The sequence below is a fragment of the Bacteroides sp. 11BF genome (genome assembly GCF_019633765.1).
Taxonomy (GTDB): Bacteria; Bacteroidota; Bacteroidia; order Bacteroidales; family Bacteroidaceae; genus Bacteroides; species Bacteroides hominis.
Genome location: NZ_JAFKPJ010000006.1, coordinates 44,451 through 69,251, shown reverse-complemented (window position 1 = coordinate 69,251; position 24,801 = coordinate 44,451). Strand labels below are relative to the sequence as shown.

At 51.4% G+C, this 24,801-nt stretch carries 15 protein-coding genes; 5 read left to right on the top strand and 10 right to left on the bottom strand.

Annotated elements, in window-relative coordinates; genetic code table 11:
* Positions 1-15: 15 nt before the first annotated feature.
* From JZY04_RS07950 to JZY04_RS07935, 4 genes are all read right to left on the bottom strand, one after another.
* On the bottom strand, positions 16-1,596 hold the full coding sequence (locus JZY04_RS07950; RefSeq protein WP_220577425.1) for a DUF3857 domain-containing protein: 1,581 nt from the start codon (positions 1,594-1,596) through the stop codon (positions 16-18).
* A gap of 15 nt (positions 1,597-1,611) precedes the next feature.
* Positions 1,612-3,549 carry a DUF3857 domain-containing protein gene (locus JZY04_RS07945; RefSeq protein ID WP_005781976.1) on the bottom strand — a complete coding sequence of 646 codons (1,938 nt, stop codon included), beginning with the start codon at positions 3,547-3,549 and terminating at the stop codon, positions 1,612-1,614.
* 402 nt (positions 3,550-3,951) lie between these two features.
* Entirely contained in the window at positions 3,952-4,413 is a 462-nt protein-coding gene (locus JZY04_RS07940) for a DNA-binding protein (protein ID WP_122142249.1), read from the bottom strand.
* Positions 4,414-5,221: 808 nt separating this feature from the next.
* Positions 5,222-6,595, bottom strand: coding sequence for an aminopeptidase P family protein (locus tag JZY04_RS07935; RefSeq protein ID WP_122142250.1), 1,374 nt, complete (start codon positions 6,593-6,595; stop codon positions 5,222-5,224).
* A gap of 197 nt (positions 6,596-6,792) precedes the next feature.
* Here JZY04_RS07935 and rpoN point away from each other — a divergent pair, with 197 nt between their 5' ends.
* The 5 genes from rpoN (at position 6,793) to JZY04_RS07910 (ending at position 12,035) form a co-directional block, all read left to right on the top strand.
* Positions 6,793-8,271: an RNA polymerase factor sigma-54 gene (rpoN, locus tag JZY04_RS07930; protein WP_122142251.1), complete on the top strand. Its 1,479-nt coding sequence runs from the start codon at positions 6,793-6,795 to the stop codon at positions 8,269-8,271.
* Positions 8,272-8,300: 29 nt separating this feature from the next.
* On the top strand, positions 8,301-8,981 hold the full coding sequence (locus tag JZY04_RS07925) for a hypothetical protein (protein WP_005781968.1): 681 nt from the start codon (positions 8,301-8,303) through the stop codon (positions 8,979-8,981).
* A 30-nt stretch (positions 8,982-9,011) separates the two neighbouring features.
* Complete coding sequence (gene gcvH, locus JZY04_RS07920; RefSeq protein ID WP_005781967.1) at positions 9,012-9,392, top strand: glycine cleavage system protein GcvH; 381 nt, start codon at positions 9,012-9,014, stop codon at positions 9,390-9,392.
* A gap of 163 nt (positions 9,393-9,555) precedes the next feature.
* Positions 9,556-10,062 carry a 5-(carboxyamino)imidazole ribonucleotide mutase gene (gene purE, locus JZY04_RS07915; RefSeq protein ID WP_005781966.1) on the top strand — a complete coding sequence of 169 codons (507 nt, stop codon included), beginning with the start codon at positions 9,556-9,558 and terminating at the stop codon, positions 10,060-10,062.
* Positions 10,063-10,184: 122 nt separating this feature from the next.
* Positions 10,185-12,035, top strand: coding sequence for a 4-hydroxy-3-methylbut-2-en-1-yl diphosphate synthase (locus JZY04_RS07910; RefSeq protein ID WP_122142252.1), 1,851 nt, complete (start codon positions 10,185-10,187; stop codon positions 12,033-12,035).
* A gap of 196 nt (positions 12,036-12,231) precedes the next feature.
* Here JZY04_RS07910 and JZY04_RS07905 read toward each other — a convergent pair whose 3' ends face one another.
* The 6 genes from JZY04_RS07905 to bglX all read right to left on the bottom strand — a co-directional run bounded on the left by JZY04_RS07905 (position 12,232) and on the right by bglX (position 24,783).
* Positions 12,232-13,005 carry a prolyl oligopeptidase family serine peptidase gene (locus JZY04_RS07905; protein ID WP_122142253.1) on the bottom strand — a complete coding sequence of 258 codons (774 nt, stop codon included), beginning with the start codon at positions 13,003-13,005 and terminating at the stop codon, positions 12,232-12,234.
* A 12-nt stretch (positions 13,006-13,017) separates the two neighbouring features.
* On the bottom strand, positions 13,018-14,739 hold the full coding sequence (locus tag JZY04_RS07900; RefSeq protein ID WP_122142254.1) for a family 43 glycosylhydrolase: 1,722 nt from the start codon (positions 14,737-14,739) through the stop codon (positions 13,018-13,020).
* Positions 14,740-14,874: 135 nt separating this feature from the next.
* Positions 14,875-16,170, bottom strand: a complete 1,296-nt coding sequence (locus tag JZY04_RS07895) for a glucoamylase family protein (protein WP_122142256.1) — start codon at positions 16,168-16,170, stop codon at positions 14,875-14,877.
* A gap of 554 nt (positions 16,171-16,724) precedes the next feature.
* Positions 16,725-18,275, bottom strand: a complete 1,551-nt coding sequence (locus JZY04_RS07890) for a RagB/SusD family nutrient uptake outer membrane protein (RefSeq protein ID WP_022012880.1) — start codon at positions 18,273-18,275, stop codon at positions 16,725-16,727.
* A 95-nt stretch (positions 18,276-18,370) separates the two neighbouring features.
* Positions 18,371-21,367 (bottom strand): TonB-dependent receptor, encoded by a 2,997-nt coding sequence (locus JZY04_RS07885; protein WP_005781954.1) that lies wholly within the window; start codon positions 21,365-21,367, stop codon positions 18,371-18,373.
* 1,124 nt (positions 21,368-22,491) lie between these two features.
* The gene (gene bglX, locus JZY04_RS07880) at positions 22,492-24,783 is read right to left on the bottom strand and encodes a beta-glucosidase BglX (protein ID WP_122142257.1); all 2,292 of its coding nucleotides are present in this window, start codon (positions 24,781-24,783) and stop codon (positions 22,492-22,494) included.
* Positions 24,784-24,801: the final 18 nt, after the last annotated feature.

The following is a 24,801-nucleotide window of genomic DNA, read 5'->3' as shown; positions in this document are numbered from 1 at the left end:
TTTATCGGGTTTTATTTATTTGCTTTTATACACGAGTGTCTGTCCGTCCACCGCCCCATACTCTATCATCAGCTGACGGAAAGCGGCATAATCGGCCGGACGGATCATTTGTTTTTTCAGTTTCAGGCTCCGGACCACCCGCGTCTGTCCGCCTTCGGGGAGGATGGAAATGATTAGCGTGCCTACGGCGTTGTCTATCTTCTTCTCCATCGCCGGAGTAGCCAGCCGCATGCCCTCGGGAGTCTCTGCCAGATAGGTGAAAGTCTCGTCCGCCGCTCCGGGCAACAAAAGGTTGGAGGTGCGCTTGCTGTTATAGCGGACATACTGAGAATTGGCGAGGCTTCTCCGCTCTGCCGGGAGTGTGAAGACCAGATATCCGTCTTTGGCTTTCGCCTTATCAGGCTGCAAGGTATATTCCTTATTGAGAGCCGCGGACGGAAGATTCAGTTCAAATGGCTGTGTCAGCATGGCCACGTAGGCATGATCTTTCTGCCAGGAGACGGCAGAGGGGGTTTTGCCTTTCAGGGACAGGGCTTGCTGCCTGCCTCCGGCTTCGGTCCACACAAACAGTTCGCGGATGCTGCCCATCCCCAAAGATGCGGTGTTCGCGGACGGAACGCAGACCGCCCCGATCTCGGCTTTCAGGCCGGCAGCCCTCAGGAGCGCAGCCAGCAGATTCGCTTTCTCGGCCTCGGTGGCGTAGGCCGAACGGAGCACCTCGGCAGTGGGACGGATGCGATAAGCAGTTTCGCTCAACTGGAGAGGTGAGTAATAAAGATTGTCGATCACATAGCTGTGTAAGGCTTTCACTTTCTCTTCATCGCTCTTCGCGCCGGCAGTCAGTTTTCCGGCAAGGGTGCGAAGCCGGGCATCCGCCTCCCGCTCCCACTGTGCGGAGAGGAACGCCATCGGTTTCTGTTCCGTCGTAGCGGTCAGCAAAGGCAACTCACCGCCGATCACCGACACTTGCGGTTCGCGGCTGAGGGCAGGGAGGTTTTTCAGTACCCAGCTGACCTGCTTCATGCCTTCTTTCTCGGTGACGAGAGGTTTCGACTTCAGGTTGTCGAGTGCATATTCCAGCCGTTGTCCTTGGGGAACGGTAATGCTGATTTCGTACTCTTTCACCGGAGAAGACTGTTCCAACTGACGGCAGACGTTGATTTCCGGCAGATATCCGGGCTTGCTCGTGATGGAGTAATCCAGATAAACGGTAGCACCTAATTCCAGCCCGGTGTGCACCACTACCATCTCCCGCAGAGCGTTGAATGCCGGGGCATTGGCTGCCGCCGCAGGAAGAACTTCGACAAAAGCATTATCGGGTGTCTTCACGATGTTCCCGTCTTTCTGCCGGGTATACGATTCGTGGATCTCCAAGGTCTGATAACGTGGATCGTACGTAATGAACGACTCACCATAGGTGCGGTTCATGGCTGTATGGGTATACAATGTCAGGACTTTCATGTGGCGATAGACCTGCGAACCGTCGGCCCGCAGCGTCCAGCTTTCTTTTATTTTCTTGAATTCCGCTTCCTGACCGGCGACCGGAAGAACCAGCGCAAACAGGCAAAGGAGCAGAAGGGTATGTATTTTTGTCATGTGACGGCAATCTTTTTAAGGTTTAACAATCAAATAATCCGCGAAGCTCTTGTAGGCATTCACCGCCGAACGGAATCCTTCCCAGTCGGCAGCCCGGTATATGCGCTTCTTCAGGGCAAGTTTCTGCTTCAGCACCAGCTTGTTGCCATCCTGCCGCAACGACCCCTCAAAGTCGGCTGCCGGGCTGGTCCTCTGTTCGCTCCGCGACTGTCCCGCCAAGCGGTATCCCCGGGGTAAAGTAATCACCTCGTCCAGCTCCACCAGACGTGAACAAGCGTCACGGAAGCCATACCGGCGGGTTTCCAAATCGGTGTCGATGCGCAGGAACGAGAGAACACTGGTATAGAGATTGTTCATCACCATCGGTTTCAGCAACAGTTCGCCGTCGCCCGCAAGCGCATAATCGGGGATCTCGTAACGGAACGTGATGCGGATAGGTCCCGCCTGATAATCTTTCGGCGCACTTCCGTAATCTACTTTCAACATGCGGGCCCGGGGAGAAACACTGAGCAACTGGCTTTCCATCGTGCTTTGCCATTCGGTCTGCCATCCTTGGGTGAAGATGCGGCGGATGCTGCTGTCCGACTGCCCCTCGGCAGTGATCGAGAACGTGCCCCGCAGCGTTCCCTTCGCGTCCAGTTTATTTTCGGCTACGATGCGCACGTAATGGTTTTCGGGAGCCGATACGGGAGTCAGGCACAAATCGGAACCTCCCGGAATGCCCGGTAGATAGTTCTGTTGCTGTTCGGCGCTGCTCCACAGTTCGCGGCAGAACGGCACCCAGGTAGGATCGAGAGGGATATACATCCCATTCGCCAACTTTACCACTGCCACGCAATGGTTGAAATGATCGGCCGGAATGCTCTCGATGCGGCTTCCCGCCATCGTCATCGCCGGATAAGCCTCGAAACCTGCCATACGCAGGAAGGAGATCAGCGTGCCGGCAATATCCTTGCATACGCCACAACGGTCGGTGTAGTTCATCTTCGTGTTGTGAAGCGTAAAGCCCTCCCCCTCGCCCATGCTGATACCGGCGTAGCGGATATTGTCGGCCACCCAATGGGTCAGCACGGCGATCTTTTCCATCTCCGTCTTTTTACCTTTTATGAGTTCGTTCACCTTCTGCTGCGCTTCGGGCAGGGCGTCGAAACTGCCGTATGCCTCGTTCAGGTCATGAAACCAGAGCGATTTATCTTCCCATCTCGGCGTGGAAGACATCATCAGCTTCGGAGCTTCATCAAAAAGATCGACCATGTTCGGTTCACGCCCGAAAGGGAGCACCTCGTTCTTGGCAAAGGTATACACCTTGCGTCCGTCTTCGTAACGCATCGACGAGGCGCAGGCCCCGTTATAGAACTGGAACTGGAGTTCCTTCTCCATCGGCATACTGACGGTGTACACTTTGCGCCGCGTAGGCTGGTCCACCCAGAAGGGGACGATGTCATAGAACTGTCCCCGCATGGGCGGGATGAATCGCGTGTCATCGTCCTCTCCCCCGGCCAGCAGGGCATAAGTGAATCCTTTTTTACTGATTTCGTAAGAGACGGTATCGCCCGGTTCCAGGCTTCCGAGTTCGATCATAATCTGGCGGGCTCCCCAGTAGATGGCCCGTGCGGGAGCGGCATAATCGCAGGTTTTCGTTACGTCCACCTGCACTGTTTCGCCATTGGCACGTTGCAAGGTGACCTGCTTGAAACGGGCAAACGCCGTCAGCGGATCGTAATCATACTTGATCACATGATTGTTTACTGCCCCTTTGGGGGTCTGCACTCTAAAGGACCGGTACACGGCGAAACTACCTGAGCCATTGGGCTGTACAGTCACCGCGGTACTGTCCAGCAGGGTCACGCAGTCTGCCTGGCTCCATGCATCCTGCCCGGCAGCCGGGAGGCACATCAGCAGCGAGAAGGTACAACATGAAGCTGCCCGGAGGACATTGCTTATTTTACGCATAGTTTATGAATTGAATAATTTGTGAATGGTTTTCATTATTTTCTGTCTGCAACAGACAAAAGTAGTACATCGATGGATAAAAACAAAAGGTATCAGGAGAAGTATTTGAAAATAAAGTATCGGACGGTAGAAGGAGCACTTTACATCTGTTCGTTTTTAATACCGAAACTGAGAAAAGAAGGTTATAAAATTATATTACTAAAAACAAAAAAGAGGCGTTTTGACCCCGAAAAATTGAGATCACGATCTCAATTTTTCGTCGTCGAGACGACATCTCTTTGAGATCGTGACGACGATATATCGAGATTTCTCAACCTCATACGAGAAAAACCTTATTTGTAATAAAAAAGCCGCTGTTCCCAGCGGCTTATCTAAAGTTATATGTGAAATATTTTATACTGATTACGCAGTAGGATCATCCACGATTTCACCGCTTGGATCCTTTTCTTTAATTACATCATTTGTATTGGTCATCAAAACACTCCGGGTCAGCGTGCATCGGCTTAATGCCAAGTCAGCTTCTTCCTTAGAAGAAAAGCGCAGATTGATAGACTTTATCTGCGAAGCTTTTGCCTCATCAAGTGTTTTTACTCCCGTGCTGTTTGCCGTCAGATTGAAGATTCCCAAATGTGGAATATCCACACTCTGCCCGTCTTGCAAAAAATTGGTAATCGCCGTCCCCAACTTAGAAATGACCGCCAGGCATAAGGCATCTTGAACCCCGGAAATCTGGCTCAGATAATTGACGAATGTTTCCTGATCCACCATACCCCTGTTCTTCAAGACACAATAATATAGTTTTTCAGAATCTTTATTTCCTACATCACTATTTCGTAACGCTAAGTTATAGTATAATCCACCCATGATTTTAAGGTATTAGAAAGATTATTAATAGAAATTTATTTAATGTCCTCCAAAGGTATTTAGTTAAATTTAAAAAAGCAATTCTTTTCTTTGTTTTTTTTAAGAACCGGGCAAAAAAGAGGATTGCCCGGATTCACATCCAGGCAATCGGCAAACAATAGAATCATTAATTTGAAGAAGGTTCAAATTAAATCTTAAAACTTAAATCCGTCACCTGGATTCACATCTTAGTAGCGGTAATATTATGAAAAAAAAAAAAATTAAACTATATCTGCTTTTGATATGTATAAAGTGTTATCTGTTTCTTTTTCTTAGACGGAGGACCTCTGTTTCAACAATCGTTTTTATTTGCAGAAAACAGATTCCTTAAATCTTTAACAAAGGTATTTTATTCAAACTGGAAAAGCAACTCTTTTCCTTCTTTTTTTAAGAACAGACAAAAAAAAGATTGCCCGGATTCGCATCCGGGCAATCTGCAATATTAACTTAAATCTATTGTCATGCTCAGATCGCTATCTGAACCAGTCTATAAAAAGTAAATTACTTGGATTCACATCTTAGCAATATTACTGGCTATGAAAAATGTGTTATTTAAGCACGTACAAAGGTATCCTGTTCGAGCCGGAAAAGCAACTCTTTTCTTTCTTTTTTTTTAAAACCGGCAAAAAAAAAGATTGCCCGGATTCACATCCGGACAATCCCAACATTAACACAAATTAAAATCACAATCGGATTTTCATCCGAGTAAATAAAATAAAACGTGCATCACCTGGATTCACATCTTAGCAATGCTACAATGAAAAAAAAATTATCTTAGCGCTTCCACCTCGTCCGGTGTCAGCGGAATCTTCTTTCCTAAACGGCGGGCCCCCGTTTCCGTAATCAGATAATCCTCTTCGTTACGAATGCCCCCGAAGTCCTTGTACGTCTCCACTTTATCGTAATTGATAAAGTCGGTAAACTTCTTCTGTCCCTTCCACAAGTCTATCAGCTCGGGGATGAAATAAATGCCCGGCTCAACGGTATGTACAAAGCCCGGTTCCAACGGTATGGCGAGACGCTGCGACTTACGGCCGAACTGCGTGCTCTTGGGCTGTCCGTTGTAGCCCACCCAGAGTTCGCCCAGGTTCTCCATATCGTGCACGTCGAGCCCCATCATGTGCCCTAATCCGTGAGGATAGAACAGGGCATGCGCGCCTTCACGTACGGCGTCTTCGGCATTTCCCTTCATCAGTCCGAGTCCTTTCAGGCCTTCGACCATCACGCGTGCCGACAAATCGTACACGTCCATATAAGGAATGCCCGGACGGAGTGCTTTCACCGACTCCAGATGCATGGCGTTCTGTATCTCGTAAACCTCGCGCTGCCGCTGTGTGAACTTCTTATCGGCAGGGATGGTGGACGACATGTCGCCGGCATATCCCATCTCCGTCTCGGCACCGGCATCGATCAGAAACAGATCGCCCGGCTTCACCGTGTTGCCGTGATAGTGGTTGTGAAGTGTCTGTCCGTTCACCGTAGCGATGGTAGCGAACGAAAGATCGCTTCCGGCGGCGTGTGCCACCGCTTCCATAGCTGCCGACACCTCCCATTCGCGCATGCCGGGACGCAATATCTTCATGGCCGTGATGTGCATATCTGCCGTGATGTCACAAGCCTTCTCGATTTCGACAACCTCCTCGGCCGACTTGTAACTTCGCTGCGCGATCACCGCACGGATAAAGGGCACCGACCCTTCCTGGCGTGCGGGAGGCACTCCCAGCCAGTCCATCAGTTTCAGCTTATGCTCGGCACGGTAAGGAGGCAAGTAATGGATAGCCTGGCCCTTTTGCACCGCCTTGTGCAGATAGCCGATGATGTCGGCCGAAGGCATGGTGATGCTGACTCCCACCCGCTGGCTCTTCTCCTTCAGCGTCGGCTGTGTACCCATCCACACGATGTGATCGATGGTAAGCTCGTCGCCAAATATAATTTCCTTATCTTCATCAATGTCGATTATAGCAGAAAGTCCGGCAAACGAAAGGCCGAAGTAATAAAGAAAGGTGGAATCCTGACGATAGCGGAACGTATTGTCCTCGTAGTTCAACCCGCACTCGTCATTACCCAAAAACAACAATACTCCGGAGCCTAATGTTTTTTTCAGCAGGGCTCTGCGCTGCATATATGTCTCTTTGCTGAACATAATGGTATGTATTTAAGTTATGAAGGCAAAGATATAAACAAAGGATGAATTGGCAAAGAAGATGGAAAGCTTTAATTCCGCCGCCTTCTCCGCCCGTTTCCTCCTTTAACTCCTTTTATCGGATAAATCATTTCGCTATATCGAACAATTCATTACTTTTGTAGCGAGAAACAAAAAAAACGTAAAGCATTCAACGTATGGCACAAGGTTCCCGTCAGATACAATCGCAGGCGCAGCAGCAGATACAAACGCTCTCACCGCAGCAAATTCTGGTAGTGAAGCTACTGGAGCTACCGGCTGTGGAACTGGAAGACCGTGTACATGCCGAACTGCTGGAGAATCCCGCCCTTGAAGAAGGCAAAGAAGAAAACGCCTCCGACGAAACCACCCCTGCCGAAACCGCCGAAGGGGAAGCAGAAGGCGATACGGACTACGATTCTCTGAGCGACTATCTGACTGAAGATGACATCCCCGACTATAAACTCCAGGAAAACAACCGCTCCAAAGGCGAGCAGGCGGAAGAGATCCCATTCTCGGACGCCACGTCATTCTACGAAATCCTGAGAGAGCAACTGGGCGAACGCGACCTGACCGAACATCAGCGCGAACTGGCAGAATACCTGATCGGTTCGCTGGACGATGACGGCCTGCTCCGCAAGTCGCTCGAAAGCATCGGCGACGAACTGGCCATCTATGCCGGCATCAACGCGACGGAAGAAGAACTGGAACAAGCCCTGAAAATCGTACAGGACTTCGACCCTCCCGGCCTCGGCGCACGCAGCCTGCAAGAATGCCTGCTGATCCAGATCCGCCGGAAAAAACAACCGCATACCGCGGACCCCCTGTTAGCAACGGAAGAGGAGATCATCAGCGAGTGCTACGAAGAATTCACCCGGAAGCATTGGGAGAAGATCATCAGGAAGCTCGGACTGAACGAAGAGTACTTCTACAAGGCACTCGAAGAGATCACCAAGCTCAATCCGCGCCCGGGTGCGTCATTGGGTGAAGCCATCGGACGGAACCTGCAACAGATCGTCCCCGACTTCATCGTCGATACCTACGACGACGGAACCATCAACATCAGCCTCAACAACCGGAACCTGCCGGAACTGCGCATGAGCCGCGACTTCACCGAGATGGTGGAGGAACATACGAAGAACAAGGCCAACCAGTCCAAAGAATCGAAAGAGGCCATGATGTTCCTCAAACAGAAGATGGATGCCGCGCAAGGCTTCATCGACGCGGTGAAGCAACGCCAGAATACGCTGATGACCACCATGCAGGCCATCATCGACCTGCAACGCCCCTTCTTCCTCGAAGGCGACGAGTCGCTGCTCCGCCCGATGATCCTCAAAGACGTGGCCGAACGTACGGGACTCGACATATCAACCATCTCGCGCGTGAGCAACAGCAAATATGTACAGACCAACTACGGCATCTATCCCCTGAAGTTCTTCTTCAGCGACGGATATACCACCGGAGACGGCGAAGAGATGTCGGTACGTGAAATACGGAAAATCCTCAAAGAATGCATCGACGGCGAGGACAAAAAGAAACCGCTGACCGACGATGAACTGGCCGAAATACTGAAAGAAAAAGGATACCCCATCGCACGCCGGACGGTGGCCAAGTACCGCCAGCAACTCAACATCCCGGTGGCGAGACTGAGAAAATAAAAAAGCATAATCAAAAAGAACAAAACCCAATGGCTGAAGAAGAGAAGATAGAGCAACATATCATAGCTGACAGGACACTGATCCGTACGGCCAGAATCATTTCGGGAATACTGACTCCATTCTCTATCCCCTTTCTGGCCTTCCTCGTATTGTTCCTGTTCTCTTACCTGCGCATCATGCCGTTGCAGTACAAGCTCATCGTATTGGGCATTGTCTACTGCTTCACCATCCTGATGCCCACCATGACCATCTTCCTGTTCCGCAAAGTGAACGGCTTTGCCCGCCAGGACCTGAGCGACCGCAAGAAACGCTATGTGCCGATCCTGCTCACCATCATCTCCTACGTCTTCTGCCTGATGATGATGCACAAACTGAACATCCCCTGGTATATGACAGGCATCATACTGGCCTCGCTGGTCGTGCTGGTCATCTGCATCTTTGTCAACCTGAAGTGGAAGCTGAGTGAACACATGGCAGGCATGGGCGGTATCGTAGGCGGACTGGTATCGTTCAGTGCGCTCTTCAGCTACAACCCGGTGTGGTGGCTCTGCCTCTTCATCCTCATAGCAGGGATATTAGGCTCGGCACGCATCATCCTGCAACATCACACGCTGGGCGAAGTCCTTGCCGGCTTTACCGTCGGTTTCGTCTGCTCGCTGCTGGTGCTCCACCCGCTCAGCAACGTATTGTTCCGTATATTTTTATTTTAAACATAGTATCAATCCTAAAAACTAATCATTATGAACTTCCCACAGAATGTAAAGTACACCAACGAACATGAATGGATCCGCCTTGAGGGCGACACAGCTTATGTAGGTATCACCGACTATGCACAGGAACAACTGGGCGACATCGTATTTGTCGACATTCCTACCGAAGGTGAAACCCTGGAAGCCAACGAAGTGTTCGGTACCATCGAAGTAGTAAAGACCATCTCCGACCTCTTCCTGCCCGTTGCAGGCGAAGTGCTGGAACAAAACCCCGCACTGGAAGAAAACCCCGAGCTGGTGAATAAAGACCCATACGGCGAAGGCTGGCTCATCAAAATGAAACCTGCCAATGCTGCCGACCTTGACAACCTGCTGAATGCAGAAAGTTACAAGGCATTGGTGAACGAATAAAGAGACTTCACCACAGAGGACATAGAGAACACAGAGTTTTAATCTCTTCCTTCATAAGATATTAAAGAGAAAAATATTCTCTGTGCCCTCTGTGTCCTCTGTGGTGAATCCGAAGCCATGCAAGTCTAAAGAAAGAAAACATTTAGCGTATAATTAAAACAATATGACCCCAATTGTAAGCATCATCATGGGTAGCACTTCCGACCTTCCAGTTATGGAGAAGGCCGCTCAGTTGCTCAATGACCTTCACGTGCCGTTCGAAATGAACGCGCTTTCGGCTCACCGCACTCCCGAAGCTGTGGAAGAGTTTGCCAAGAATGCCCGCTCACGCGGCATTAAAGTAATAATCGCCGCTGCCGGCATGGCCGCCCACCTGCCGGGCGTGATTGCCGCCTCCACCTCGCTGCCGGTAATCGGTGTACCTATCAAGTCGTCTCTCGACGGAATGGATGCGCTTCTGGCCATCGTACAGATGCCTCCGGGAATCCCTGTGGCAACCGTAGGCATCAACGGAGCATTGAACGCTGCCATCCTTGCCGTACAAATGCTTTCATTGGAAAACAAAGAACTCGAAACGAAATTCATTGCCTATAAGGAGGGGCTGAAAAAGAAGATCGTAAAAGCTAATGAAGAGCTGAAAGAGATCAAATACGAGTTTAAAACAAACTGAGAAGATTTATGACGGACGATTTACCGTTTACGGTTGAAGTGACTTAAATACAGTTCACTGCAATCTTAATCGTAAGCAGTAAATCGTCCGGTCGTAAAGCGACTCCAATTACATACAACAAAATGGATTTATTCAACTACTCCCGGCGGGAAACTTCGGAAGTGAACATCGGGGCTGCTCCGTTGGGAGGCTCCAACCCTATCCGAATCCAGTCGATGACCAATACCGCCACGCAGGACACCGAAGCTTGTGTGGCTCAGGCAAAGCGCATCGTAGATGCCGGCGGAGAGTACGTCCGCCTCACCACACAAGGGGTGAAAGAAGCCGAAAACCTGATGAACATCAACATCGGACTGCGCAGTGACGGATACATGGTTCCGCTTGTGGCCGATGTACACTTCAGCCCGAAGGTAGCCGACGTGGCAGCCCGATATGCAGAGAAAGTACGCATCAATCCGGGCAACTACGTAGACCCGGGACGCACGTTCAAGCAACTGGAATACACCGACGAGGAGTATGCCGCCGAACTGCAGAAGATACGCGACCGCTTCGTTCCCTTCCTCAATATCTGCAAAGAAAATCATACGGCCATACGCATCGGCGTGAACCACGGTTCACTGTCCGACCGCATCATGTCCCGCTATGGCGACACGCCCGAAGGTATGGTAGAGTCGTGCATGGAATTCCTGCGCATCTGCGTGGACGAGAAGTTCACGGATGTCGTAATCTCGATCAAGGCCTCCAACACAGTGGTAATGGTGAAAACCGTACGTCTGCTGGTGGCCGTGATGGAACAGGAAGGCATGGCATTCCCGCTTCACCTGGGTGTGACGGAAGCTGGCGACGGAGAAGACGGACGCATCAAATCGGCCTTGGGCATCGGTGCTTTATTGTCCGACGGAATGGGCGACACCATCCGCGTCTCACTGAGTGAGGAGCCGGAAGCCGAAATTCCCGTGGCACGCAAACTGGTCGACTACATTGTCGGGAGACAGGATCACCCATACATCCCCGGCATGGAGGCACCGGACTTCGACTACCTCTCTCCGACGAGGCGCAAAACGCAACCGGTGCGGAACATTGGCGGCGACCATCTGCCGGTAGTGCTTGCCGACCGCATGGACGGACGGACGGAGACCAACCCGCAATTCACGCCGGATTATATCTACGCCGGACGTGAACTGCCCGAACAGCCGGAAAAAGGTATGCAATACATCCTCGACGCCGACGTGTGGAAAGAAGAACCGGACACGTGGCCCGCTTTCAATTATGCCCAACTGGAGCTGATGGAAACGTGCGCCGCCGGACTGAAGTTCTTCTTCATTCCTTATATGGCACTTACGGACGAGGTAGTGGCCTGCCTGAAACGACATCCCGAAGTAGTGGTGATCTCGCAAAGCAACCACCCTAACCGCGTAGGCGAACATCGTGCGCTGGCCCATCAACTGACGGTGGAAGGGTTGCAGAACCCGGTCATCTTCTTCCAGCACTACTCCGAAAATGCAGCTGAAGATCTGCAAATCAAGGCCGGTGCGGACATGGGAGCACTGATATTCGACGGTCTGTGTGACGGCATTTATCTCTTTAACCAAGGGGAACTGAGCCATGCGGTGATCGACGCTACCGCCTTCGGCATCCTGCAAGCGGGACGCATCCGCACCAGCAAGACGGAGTATATCTCTTGCCCGGGATGCGGACGGACACTGTTCAACCTGCAAAGTACGATTGCCCGTGTCAAAGCAGCCACCTCACACCTGAAGGGACTGAAAATAGGCATCATGGGATGTATCGTCAACGGACCCGGCGAGATGGCGGATGCCGACTATGGCTACGTGGGTGCCGGCCGTGGCAAGGTAAGCCTTTACAAACGGAAGGAGTGCATCGAGAAGAATATTCCCGAAGAAGAAGCCGTAGAAAAACTGATCGAATTGATTAAGGCAAACGGTGACTACGAAGAGAAGGCTCAATCCTGATCTTCTCCCAAAGAAGACAGTTAGTCCCGCCGACGAATAAGTAATCAACAGAAAGAAAGCACCACGGATTAAGAAAGGGTGCCGGGAGTTCACCACAGATTACACAGATTCTCACAGATTAATAATCTATCTTGTTAATTAGCAAGACTGAATATTCTGTGAGAATCTGTGTAATCTGTGGTGAACTCCTGGCACCTTACTTCTTTCGGCTGGCAAAGAGCCACTCCATGAATCCGGGATAGTTGAAAGCCGGATTCCAGCTGCCGTGATTGCAACCGGGAAACTCGACGTATTCCACCTCTGCTCCAAGTTTCTTCAACGCTTTATAAGCCTCGCGAGAGCCTTCTACCGGCACTACGTTATCGGCATCCCCATGGAAAATGCGGAAACGGACACTCACGGCATCGGCCAGGCGTCCGGGATTCACCGTGCCGCAAATGGGGACGGCGGCGGCGAATGTATCCGGAAAGCGGATGGCAAGGTCGTACGTCGCCATGCCTCCCATAGAAAGACCCACTACGTAAACGCGGTCACGATCCACCGAAGGCAAATCGAGGTAAGTGTCCAGCAATTCCTTTACCGCACGTAAGACGGGAGTGATCTCCTGTCCCACCGGCATCTCCGAAGGAACGAACGAAGAAGGGCGGGAGGCGTATGCCCAGTAATCCTTCTCCGGACATTGAGGCACGAGGACAAATGCCGGATACTTCTCACGGTTCACGGGGTTGAGAAACATCTGTCCACCGTGTGTCAATTGTTTCTCGTTGTCGCTCCCCCGCTCGCCGGCACCGTGCAGAAAGAGCACCAAAGGATATTGCTGCCCCGGCTTTTCCGACTCCGGACGAAGCAAACGGTAGTTCAGCGAATCTCCCCGGGAGGAGATGAATACTTTTTTCTGATACGCCTCTTGCGAACGGGCACCCACGGTCAGCAGGAAGAGACTGAGGAAGAAAAGAACAAACTGTTTCATGGCTATTCGGGATTATTCTACATATTGGGGTTCGGAGGGTAAAGATACACCATTTTCATTAAAGGCCTCCACGGCGAAATAATAATCCTGGTCGGTAGTCAGAGATTTCATGAGCAACTCGGTGCCGTCGTATACCATCCACGAACTGTACAACTTATCGGGAGCGATGCCCCAGAGCACATTGTACCCCTGCGCACCTTTCACCGGTTCCCAACGGATGGTGATGTCCCGCCGGTCGGCATGCCGGTCAAGGGTCAGTTTGCCGGGACGGCGGGGAGCTTTGCCGAAGCCGAGGCCGAATACGCGCAACTCAGAGATAGCCAGATTCGGAGTGGGTACGTCGATGTTCCTATACCGGACGTAACGCACCGTGACCGGAGTCTCAAGCTCCACATAGTCATTCGGTGTGTCCTTATAACTGCTTTTGCGGTCGACCAGCGTATTCCAGGTCTCTCCGTCGGTAGAACCCTCGATGACGTAGCGATGGCGCAAGCCGGGAATCCGGCCGTACATATCGCTCCGATAGTCGTGATAGTTCACCTGCACGGCACAAACGCGGGCAGGGTTCTCCAGATCGATCATCACCCACTGACGTTCATCGTTCGCCTCAGCAAGCCAGAAGGTCTTGGTCAGCTCGTCCGTCAGCGCGGCAGGTCCGAATCCGCCTTTCACGGCAGACGCTGTCACCGGTTTGCGGTAAGACAGGAGCATCCATCCTCGGAACCGGCCCCTCTTGCCGGGCACAGCGGGGGCATAACGTGGATAATCTCCGAAACGGGTATCTACGTACATGATGCCGTCTTTATCGAATCCGGCAGGGAACATGCAGAGGCGGCGTTCCCAGTTGACATTGATGGAAAGGGCCATCGAAGCAAAATGCCAGTACGCTCCGCCGGGGCCCTGGACCGTGCTTCCGTGTCCGGCACCGTTCATGTATCCGCCCGGTTTATACGACACGGGGTTGTGTTTCTGATAGGTGTAAGGCCCCATCGGATGATCGGCTACATAAACGCCGTCGGCATAGACATTGAACTCAGTGCCGGGAGCACCGTACTGCATATAATATCTCCCGTTGTGCTTAGTCAGCCACGGGCCTTCGATATAACCTCCCAGAACCGTGTCGCTGTGGTTCTCGCCGAAACGTTCCCAACCGTGGCGGGGCATGTCGAGGCTGAAAAGCTCTTTCACCTCTCCTTTGGGAAGAAAGCGGTGATTCTTGTCCAACTCCACTCCCCGGATGGGATAGACATTGGACGATCCCCAGAACATATAGGCCCGGCCGTCATCGTCGATAAACAGGTCCGGGTCCTGCAGGTTATGCAAGATGGCGGGAGTGGCTTTCCATTCTCCCCGCTTCGGGTCGTCGGAGTAAAGGATACTCATCGAACCGGACGGATCGCCGGTGACGTAGAGCACAGAGTCTTTGTAGTTATGGGCGGCGGGGGCGTTGCTTCCCTGCGGATACCAGTTTTTGGGAGTGATAAAGTCCCAGTTCAGCAGATCCTTAGAATGCCAGTAGCCATTGGAGCGGGTGACGAACATATAGTATTCGCCACGGAACCTGACCACCGCCGGATCGGCACCGGAACGGTAAGAGATGTCCTTGTCGGAGTTATAGATCATATATGTATAATCTATGTTCAGCGGATTGCAGTAGGTATCCTGCCGCATGTCCTGTGCGGGAGCAAGAGCCGGGGACAGGAAGAGGAGTAAAAGAAGAAATAGCTGTTTCATGGTTGTAACGGTATGTTTTCACCACAGAGTAACACAGAGTCTCACAGAGAAGTTTTTTCTTTTTAGAAATCCCATTAATAAAAAATCAAAACTCTGTGAGACTCTGTGTTACTCTGTGGCGAACCTTTATCTTATTTATTTTGATTCTGAACTGAACCCCAGTCTTTTCAGCCCTCTCTGCACATCGGGATGGCTCATGAACAGTTTCCAGATCAGTCCCGTGCGGTAATTCTCAATCATCACCACAATAGGGCCCTGGTCGATGGCCAGATAAGAAGGTGCAAACCAGTTCTCGGTCAGGTTGAAGGCATCCTTGAAGCCGTATTCTCCCCAAAGGCGGTCGCCCAGCTCTTCGTAAAAGTAACGCATAGCTTCCAGAGAATGTTCCGGGGTATAAGGAATAGAAGAGATGGCCGCGGTCGGAGTGATCACTCCCAGATCGTTCTGCGGGCAATGCGCCGAGTAGCCCAGATGGTTGTCACTTGCCGTCAGTCCCCAGCATTTGCGGCTGTATCCTTTGTACTTCTTCGGGTTGTCGATGCAATAGGCACGGTTGATCAGGGTATGCGCCTTCATCTGCTCACCGTAGTCGGCATAGCGGTCTTTAAGCCCGCGCGGGTCGAGTCCGAGGTAAGAGTAATGGGTGAAGAAGAGCGGTCCGCCAAAGTCGGTGCCCAGCGGCAGACGGATGCCGTAGAACTCCTTCCCGTTCTTAAAGGTGATCGAGTTGGCCCATCCTTTATGATAGACCGATTCGCGGATGGGATAAGTAGGTGAAGAGGCAGCCAGCACATAGGCTATGTGGCACTCGTTCTGCCCTTTCAGCTGATGATTCATTGCCCAGCCGTTATTGGGTGACCAGTGCCAGTAGAGTACATCTTCACCTCCACGGGTGAACCAGTCCCACTCGGCCTGATGCCAGAGGGAGTTGATGAGTCCCCGCACCCGGTTTTCAGTGGGGGTATCCCGGTCGAAGTACTGATGGGCTGCCAGCAGTCCTTCGAACATGAAGGCGGATTCTACCAGGTCGGCACCATCATCCTTACGGCTGAAGGGGATTGTCTTTCCGGTTGCACCGTCCATCCAATGTGCCCAGATGCCGTGATAGCTATCGGCTTTGTTGAGGAACTCCACCATCTTGAGCAGACGTTCCGCTCCTTGCTCACGGGTGATGAAGCCGCGCTCCACTCCGACTATAATTGCCATCACGCCAAAGCCGGAACCGCCGATCGTCGCAACTTCCAGACGGTCGTTGCTGCGCTCACGCGCCAGGCCGGATTCGGGATGGGCAAAATCCCAGAAATAACGGAAGGTCTGTTTCTGGACAAGGGTCATCAACTCGTCGTCGGTCAGTTTCGGACGATTGCCTGCAACGGTGATCTGCAACGAGGAGGCACAGATCAGAAGAAGAAATAATAGGGTATGTTTCATAATGTTTCAAAATCTTATCCCCCGGCCCCTTCTCTTAACCTTTAAGAGAAGGGGAGGTGGCTGCGCGGTGGAGATACGGCGTTCCGCCGTCGAAAGGGAACTGTGTCCCCCTTGCCCTTGTGGGGATTCCGCAGTGCAGAGGGGATGGCGTCCTCCGCCGCCCCAAAGGACGGTGGGGAGGACGCCGGGTGTAATCATGGAATTGATAGTATTGGAATGATTCTATTTAAATGAACTGGTTATATATATACTTTTTAATTGAATGTGAACATAAAGTCAGGGTGAACATAAAGTTGAGATGGACGCAAACCCAAGAGTGGACGCAAAGCTAAACACAAGCACAAACTTAGAAGTAAGTACAAGACCGAAAGAAAAGAAAACCTACCTTTCCTCTCTCACCCAGCTCTGCCTGCTCCCCACTGCCCTTCGGGGCGGCGGAGGCCGCCATCTCTACCGCACTTCGGAATCCCCACAGGGGCAAGGGGGACGCAGTCCCCTTTCGACGGCGGAACGCCGTATTTCCATCGCGCAGCCTCCTCCCCTTCTCTTAAAGGTTAAGAGAAGGGGCCGGGGGATGAGATTTTGAGAACCCCTTGCGAAATATCCACCTGTTTCTGCGGAATGAAGAACGTAGCATGCTTTGCTATCGAGAAGTTTGTCTTCCCGTGTGCCTTCATCATCTTCTCCGCATAGCCCGGCACCACCTTATCCGCACGGATCAGGTCAAAGAAACGGTGTCCCTCCAAAGCCAGCTCGATGCGGCGCTCGTTCCAGATGATCTCGCGGAGCTTCTCTTTACCGGTTTCCGTAATCTCGGGCAGTCCCACTGTCATATCCGCCGGATGTACTGTTCTGCGGGCACGTGCGCGCACCATCTCCAGTTTGTCGAGGGCTTCCCGGGTTTCACCCAATTCGTTGCAGGCTTCGGCATACATCAGCAGCACATCAGCATAACGCAGAAAGATCAGGTGGCAATTCTGTTTGGCAAACGAATTCTCGTTCCAGTAACCGGTAGGCCAGATGGTCTTTTTGTTGGCACGGGGCGGCACTTCTTTCTTGAAATGGATCTCGCCCTTTCCCTCCAGTGTCTCTCCATCGTAGAAGATGGTTGCCGTACGTCGCGGATCTCCCGTTTCATAGGCTTGGTCGAGGGCTTCGGAAGGAGAAAACATCCCCCAGCCCATCACGCCGCGAATGCCCTGCCACTTCACATACTCCGATTCGAGGTTGCGTTCGGTCGATTCGCCCCAGAGGTACTGGTCGGCGAGCATCACTTCGTCCGAATAGTAAGAGTTAGGATTGAACAGGTCGCGATAATCCGGGTGCAGGCTGTACTCGCCGCGGGCAATCACCTGACCGGTGTATTTCTTCACGTTGGCATAGTCCCCGCGGAAGAGATATACTTTGGCCAGCAGTCCTTCGGCCGTTCCCTTGGTGGCACGTCCCGACTCTTTCGCACCCCACTCCTGACGGGTAGGCAGATGCTCGGCTGCATAGGTAAGGTCTTCGATGATCTGTTGATAGACGGCATCTTCGGTTGCCCGGGGCTGGTTGTATTCGCCGGGCTGCAACACCTTCGTCACCAAAGGCACCCCGCCGAAAGCACGTACGAGATTGAAGTAGAAGAATCCCCGGAAAAAGCGGGCCTGAGCAACGCACTTCACCCGGAGTTCTTCGTTCTTCACCGCGCCCAGATTGTCCAGAGCCACATTGCACGAAGCGATAGCTTTATAATTGCCTTCCCACCAGCCGTTGATCTCGGCGGTAGAGGCATCGTAAGTAAAATCGTTGAACAGGTTCAGCCGTGCCACACTGCCGTCGGCCAGCTCACTGCCCGTATCGGAGTTGTCGCCGGGCAGCTCGGTGATGGCAAACCATGAGAACCCGATGATGTCCCACGCCCGGAGTTGGGTATAGATGGCGTTAATACTCATCAACGCGCCTTCTTCTTCGCCGAAGAAGACGTCCTCGGTCAGTTTCCCCTGCGAATCCACATCGAGGAAATCGGCACAGGAAGAAAAGGTCAGTGCCGAAGCCAGTAATATTGAATATATCTTTTTCATTGTAATGGTTTTGGGTTCACCACAGATTACACAGATTTTCACCGATTAATAATTATTTCATTGGTAATAAGATTAAAGTATCCGTGTTAATCGGTGTAATCTGTGGTGAATCGTATTCATGTCTATATCATTTAATATTAGAAAGTAACGTTCAGCCCGAAGCGGCAGGTAGCTGTCACGGGATAGATCTGGCGGTCGATTCCGCCCAGTACTTCGGGTGTGAAGCCGTTATAGCCGGTGAAGTAGGCCAGGTTGTTGCCGGAGAAGTATACTCTCAGGTTCTGCACGGATACCTTCTGCATCCATGACTTCGGGAAGGTATATCCCAACTCGACTGTTTGCAGCTTCACGTACGAACCGCTCTCTACGTAGCGGCTCGACACCTGATAGTTGTTGCCTTCCAAGGTCATTCGCGGTGTCATGGTATTCGGGTTTTCGGGTGTCCAGCGGTCGAGGAAGGAGCGGTCCCAGTTGTCCGAACCGGAGAAGCGTTCTACCTGCTTGGCATTGAATATCTTGTTTCCGAAGTTGCCTTGGAAGTCGATAGAGAGGTCGAATCCTTTCCAGGAAGCACTGATGCCCAGACCGCCGATGAACTTGGGAGTGGGGCTGCCCAGATCCTTACGGTCGTTGGCGGTGATGTATCCGTCACCGTCCACGTCTTCGTATATCAGGTCGCCGGGACCTACGTTGTTCTGATACTGTTGTCCGGAATTTCCGGTGGCAGCGGCGGCACGCTCGTTGTACTCCTTGATCTGCCCTTCGTTCTGGAAGATGCCGATCACGTTGTAACCATAGAAATATTTAATCGGCTTTCCTTCTTCGGTCATCTGTACGGATTTTCCGGCACCAATGTCACCACTGGCAATGCGTTTACCTCCCAGGCTGATGACTTCGTTTTTGATCGTCGTTCCGGTCAGGCGTATGCCGTACTGGAAGTCCTTCAGCGAATCTTCCCATTTCACGGTAAAGTCCACACCGCTGTTGCGCACCGCCCCTACGTTTGTTTCTACCGGGGTGAGGCCTACGGAAGCCGGTACGTCTACCGTCACCAGCATGTCTTTCGTATCGCGGCGATAGTAGTCCAGTTCCAGTGAAAAGCGGTTGTTCAGCAGTCCGAGATCGAAACCGAGGTCCATCTGCTCTGAACGTTCCCAATGGATGCTCCGGTTGGAGAGTGACGTGATGGTTCCGCCGGGATAGAACACGCCACCAAACACGGCATCGTAAGACGGAGAGATATTGGCAAGCGCACGGTATTTGTCGTTACCTATTTTATCATTACCGATCTGTCCCCAGCTTCCTCTGAGCTTCAGGTTGCTCAGCCATTGCACGCGGTCTTTCAGGAATGCTTCTTCCGAGATCCTCCATCCGGCAGCCACTGAGGGGAAGTAGCCCCAACGGTTGTTGGGACCGAACTTAGACGAACCGTCGGCACGGACCGAAGCCGTCAGCAGATAACGGTCCATCAGCGCATAGTTGGCCCGGAAGAGGTAAGACATCATTGTTTCGTGGTATCCGTTGTTGGCTACTGACTTGGAGCTGGCCGAAGCCTGGTCGAGATACCAGTAGTTTTCGTTATCGGAGAAGAAGTCGCGTCCGGTGCCTTCCAGCAATTCATAAACACGCTTCTGCGCCGTGATACCTCCCAAGAGGTTGAGCCGGTTCTTGTCATTGATCTTCCAGTCATAAGTCAACAGGTTCTCCCACAGCCAAGTGAAGTCACGGTCCCAGGTTTTGGAGAGGCTGTTGGTTTCGTTCTTCTGTGTTTCCGAAACGTAGTATTTCGGCACGAAATTGCGGCGGCGTCCGTTGATGTAGTCGATGCCGAGGCTGGTTTTAAAGTCGAGCCCGTTCAGGATATTCCAGTTCAGGAAGGCGCTGCCCACGATGCGTTCTTTCCAGTCGTCATTGTTCGTATAATGGAGTGTAGCGACGGGATTGGCGGAAGAAGCGCTTTCGGAATCCATGAAACTTCCGTCCTCATTGTAGGGACGCTTCACGGGACTGATGGTGTAGGCGGCTTTCACCACCGCGCTGTTTTCGTTTTTCTTATGGCTGAAAGAGGCCGACAGGTTGTGCCCGATGGTCAGTCGTTTGCTGATCTTGTAGCTATTGTTGGCACGCAGGGTGAAGCGGTTGTAAGTGTTTCCGGTGATGATGCCGTCCTGCTGGTAATATCCCGCGCTGAGGTTGTAGCGCACCTTTTCCGACCCGCCACTGACGCTGAGCTGATAGTCGCGTACGGAAGCTACACGGAAGATTTCGTCGAACCAGTTGGTTCCTTTGCCCAGTGAAGCAGGGTCGTCAAACTTGGGTTTTCCGCCCGTGTTGACCAGTGCTTCGTTCAGCAGCGTAGCATATTCGGTGGCATTGGCCATCTCGAAGCTGCTGTTGTTGAACTGGAATCCTTCGCTGGCCGTAAAGTTCACCACCGCTTTTCCTTCCGTCCCCTGCTTGGTGGTAACGATGATTACACCGTTGGCACCGCGCGAACCGTACATGGCGGTTGCCGAAGCGTCTTTCAGCACCTCCATCGACTCGATGTCGTGTGTGCTCAGGAAAGAGATGTCATCCATAAACATTCCGTCCACTACATAAAGGGGGTTGCTGTTATTCGTTGTACCGATACCGCGGATACGCACTTCGGGCGAGCTTCCGGGAGCACCGTTGGCTGAGATATAAACACCGGAGACACGCCCCTGAAGGGCATTCGCCACATTAGGAGTGGCTACTTTCGTAAGGTCTTTACTCTTCACCGTGCCTACCGAACCGGTCAGATCGGATTTGCGTTGCACGCCGTAACCGACTACAACTACTTCGTCCAACAGCTGATTGTCCTCTTCAAGAGAGATATTCAGCTTTGAAGAGGCGGTTACCTTGACCTCCTGTGCTTTCATGCCGATGTAACTGAAAACAAGAGTGGCGCCCGACGGGACACCTGAAATAGAATAGTTGCCGTCAAAGTCCGTGATAGTTCCGGACGATTGCCCTTTCAGTAGGATACTGGCGCCAATGATAGGCTCTCCTGTTTTCTTCTCGGTGACAACACCCGAGATGGTCAGGCTGCCTTGCGCAAAAGAAAGCGTAGAAAGCAGCAACATCATACATAGGGTAAACAGATTTTTTTTCATCGTTTTGGTACTGATTTAAAATTCTACTGCAAACTTAGAAGGTAAATTGATGTAAGTCAAAAAAAGGGGTACTACAAGAGTACCATGAAGAAAAAAACGGGATTTCCGGAGTACTGCATCCCTACTACAAAGTGATATAATTAATTAATATTCAATAAAATAAAAAGAGGTTTCAGGAAAGGAAATGAAACGATTGGGAGGGGTCGAGGCTATTCAGTTTAGAATTCACCACAGAGTACACAGAGGACGCAGAGTTTTAATTTAGACAGAAGAACCAGAGGGCATATTATTCTGATCTGTTCTTTATCTGTTCTTATATCTGAAAACAGATAGAGCGCAGCTGATTAATCTCTGTGTCCTCTGTGTCCTCTGTGGTGAATCATATTTATTTCTATATCCGCTATGAAGTATTTACGCTATAGACTTTAATAGAAGAGAGAATCTTTCCGCTTACTATATTCTAAGATAAAAATAATAGACTTGTCTGGTTTAGGAACGGATTCTTTCCGGATGAAAGAGACGGGTAGTGAAAGAGAGGAAAGCAGCTCTTCATTTTGTATCAATTTAAGAGCAAATTTTTCCCTTATAGAATGTTATAACTAATTACCAATAGTCATTTGGAGTCATTTTATCCCTTAAAAATTGAGATCACGATCTCAATTTTTCGTCGTCGAGACGATGTCTTCGTGAGATCACGACGACGATATATAGGCATCTAAATGACATTTTTGCAATTTTCCTGTTTTGTACAAAAAAGAAACCGCTACTTGTAGCGGTTTCCTAAATAATAATGTAAATATGAATGAATTGATTTTAAGTCTTTTTTAAGTCTGGATTTTATTGTGACGGAGATTAAAGTTAGGTTTATCTTATAATTCTACAAAGATAAAACAATAAATTGAAAATGCAATCTTATTTTCTATATTATTCATGCGAATCAGTAATTGATAGCCAATTAACGTACTGGGAATATCTATAGAAGGAAAGAGTTGGATAGTCGCTTGATTCACCACAGAGTTGCACAGAGCCTCACCGAATTTTTATCTTTAGTTTATAGGATATTTGAAAGAAAAAGCTTTTCTATGAGACTCCGTGCCCTCTGCGGTAAACTCTTATTCACAGTTTCATTTCCTCAGCAAGAATCTTGCCTTTTTCACATCCCGGCTGTTTCCGCCGATCATTATATCGAAGTCGCCCGGTTCGCAAACAAATTGCAAATCATAATTATAGAACTTCAACAATTCCGGTGTGATGCTGAAACTGACTTTGCGGGACTCTCCGGCTTTAAGGAAAATCTTCTCGAAACCTTTCAGCTCCTTCACCGGACGGGTGACACTGCCCACCAGGTCACGGATGTAGAGCTGAACCACCTCTGCACCGTCGCGACTGCCGGTATTGGTGACGGTAACGGTTGCCGTCAGTTCTCCGTCGGCACTCATCTCTGTGCTGCTCAGGTGGATATCGCTGTAAGCAAACGTTGTGTAGGACAATCCGTAACCGAACGGGTAGAGCGGCTCGTTGCTCACATCGAGGTAATTGCTGCGGAACTTCTCGAACCAACGTCCTTCCTGCAACGGGCGGCCGGTATTCTTATGATTGTAGAACAATGGGATTTGCCCCACATTTTGCGGGAAAGTAGCGGTCAGCTTTCCACTGGGATTGACATCACCGAAAAGGACATCGCCGATGGCATAAGCGGCTTCACTCCCTCCGAACCACACGTTCAGGATGGCAGGCACGTGTTCCTCCTCCCAAGTAAGCACCAGCGGGCGGCCGGTGAAGAGTACGAGCACAACGGGTTTTCCTGTTTTGAGCAATTCCTGCAACAGCGCTCTCTGCACGTCCGGCATTTCCAGATTGGTGCGGGAGCTGCTCTCTCCACTCATCTCGGATGATTCGCCCAGCGCGGCGACAATGACATCGGCTTTGGCAGCCACTTTCAGTGCCTCGTCCAGGAGCTCGCGATCTGTACGGTTATCTCTGTGCAGTTCGCGTCCGAACATCGTGGCGCGCTTTTCATATTCGGCATCGCCTATCAGATTACTTCCTTTGGCGGTTACCACCTCCGCACGGTTACCGACTACTTCTTTGAGCCCTTCGACCAGTGAAGGAGCATTATCCAATACGGCAGCCACGCTCCAGGTGCCCGGCATGTTGGAACGGGTATCGGCAAGCGGACCGACTACGGCAATGGTACCCTTCTTGCTGAGTGGCAACACACCTTCGTTTTTCAGCAGTACAAAGCTCTCCGAAGCCGTCTTACGGGCAACGGCACGATGTTCCTTGGTGAAAATCTGTTTCTTGGGACGGCTTACGTCACAATACTTATAAGGATCGTCAAACAGTCCCAACTTATACTTTGCTTCCAGAATGCGGCGGCAGGCGGCGTCGATGGCAGCTGCCGATACTTTGCCTTCTTCCACCGATTTCTTCAGTGTACCGCTGAAGGCGTCGCTCACCATATCCATATCGACCCCAGCATTCAGAGCAAGGGCGGCAACTGTCTGCTGGTCACCCATACCGTGATCGATCATCTCGTTGATACCGGTATAGTCCGTCACCACAAATCCGCCGAAACCCCACTGCTTGCGCAGCACATCGGTCATCAGCCATTTGCTGCCGGTGGCGGGCACACCGTCCACTTCGTTGAACGAGGCCATCACGCTTCCGACACCTGCCTCGACCGCGGCTTGGTAGGGCAGCATGTATTCATTAAACATACGCTGGCGGCTCATGTCTACCGTATTATAATCACGTCCCGCCTCAGATGCGCCATAAAGGGCAAAGTGCTTCACACAAGCCATTATCTCGTCATTACGGCTCATGTCCTTTCCCTGATACCCGCGTATCATGGCACGGGCGATGGCAGCACCGAGGAACGGATCTTCGCCGTTCCCCTCGGACACACGTCCCCAGCGCGGGTCACGGCTGACGTCCACCATCGGACTGAATGTCCACGAGATACCGTCGGCACTGGCCTCAATGGCGGCTATACGGGCGGACTCCTCGATGGCTTTCATATCCCAGGTGCACGACAAGCCGAGAGGAATAGGGAAAATGGTTTCGTATCCGTGTATCACGTCCATACCGAACAACAGGGGAATACCGAGACGGCTCTCCTCCACCGCCTGCCGCTGGACCTCACGGATGCGTTCTACCCCTTTCAGGTTGAACAGTCCCCCTACTTCTCCGTTACGGATGCGTTTGGCCACATCACTGCTTTTTGCCTGTCCGGTAGTGATCTCTCCGGTCACGGGCAGGTTGAGCTGGCCGATCTTCTCCTCCAGCGTCATCTTTTTCATTAATTGGTCGATAAAGCGGTCCATATCCCGGGGAGCCTTTTGCGCCTGTACCCCGGCGGCCACTATGACCAAAGAAGCGGCGAACGCCTGCATTCTTCGTACAAAATGTTTCATGGTCTTTACAGTTTTAGT

Bases quoted from the DNA above. Each gene is read 5' to 3' on its own strand.
- JZY04_RS07950 (WP_220577425.1), bottom strand. From the start codon at position 1,596: ATGACAAAAATACATACCCTTCTGCTCCTTTGCCTGTTTGCGCTGGTT.
- JZY04_RS07945 (WP_005781976.1), bottom strand. From the start codon at position 3,549: ATGCGTAAAATAAGCAATGTCCTCCGGGCAGCTTCATGTTGTACCTTC.
- JZY04_RS07940 (WP_122142249.1), bottom strand. From the start codon at position 4,413: ATGGGTGGATTATACTATAACTTAGCGTTACGAAATAGTGATGTAGGA.
- JZY04_RS07935 (WP_122142250.1), bottom strand. From the start codon at position 6,595: ATGTTCAGCAAAGAGACATATATGCAGCGCAGAGCCCTGCTGAAAAAA.
- rpoN (WP_122142251.1), top strand. From the start codon at position 6,793: ATGGCACAAGGTTCCCGTCAGATACAATCGCAGGCGCAGCAGCAGATA.
- JZY04_RS07925 (WP_005781968.1), top strand. From the start codon at position 8,301: ATGGCTGAAGAAGAGAAGATAGAGCAACATATCATAGCTGACAGGACA.
- gcvH (WP_005781967.1), top strand. From the start codon at position 9,012: ATGAACTTCCCACAGAATGTAAAGTACACCAACGAACATGAATGGATC.
- purE (WP_005781966.1), top strand. From the start codon at position 9,556: ATGACCCCAATTGTAAGCATCATCATGGGTAGCACTTCCGACCTTCCA.
- JZY04_RS07910 (WP_122142252.1), top strand. From the start codon at position 10,185: ATGGATTTATTCAACTACTCCCGGCGGGAAACTTCGGAAGTGAACATC.
- JZY04_RS07905 (WP_122142253.1), bottom strand. From the start codon at position 13,005: ATGAAACAGTTTGTTCTTTTCTTCCTCAGTCTCTTCCTGCTGACCGTG.
- JZY04_RS07900 (WP_122142254.1), bottom strand. From the start codon at position 14,739: ATGAAACAGCTATTTCTTCTTTTACTCCTCTTCCTGTCCCCGGCTCTT.
- JZY04_RS07895 (WP_122142256.1), bottom strand. From the start codon at position 16,170: ATGAAACATACCCTATTATTTCTTCTTCTGATCTGTGCCTCCTCGTTG.
- JZY04_RS07885 (WP_005781954.1), bottom strand. From the start codon at position 21,367: ATGAAAAAAAATCTGTTTACCCTATGTATGATGTTGCTGCTTTCTACG.
- bglX (WP_122142257.1), bottom strand. From the start codon at position 24,783: ATGAAACATTTTGTACGAAGAATGCAGGCGTTCGCCGCTTCTTTGGTC.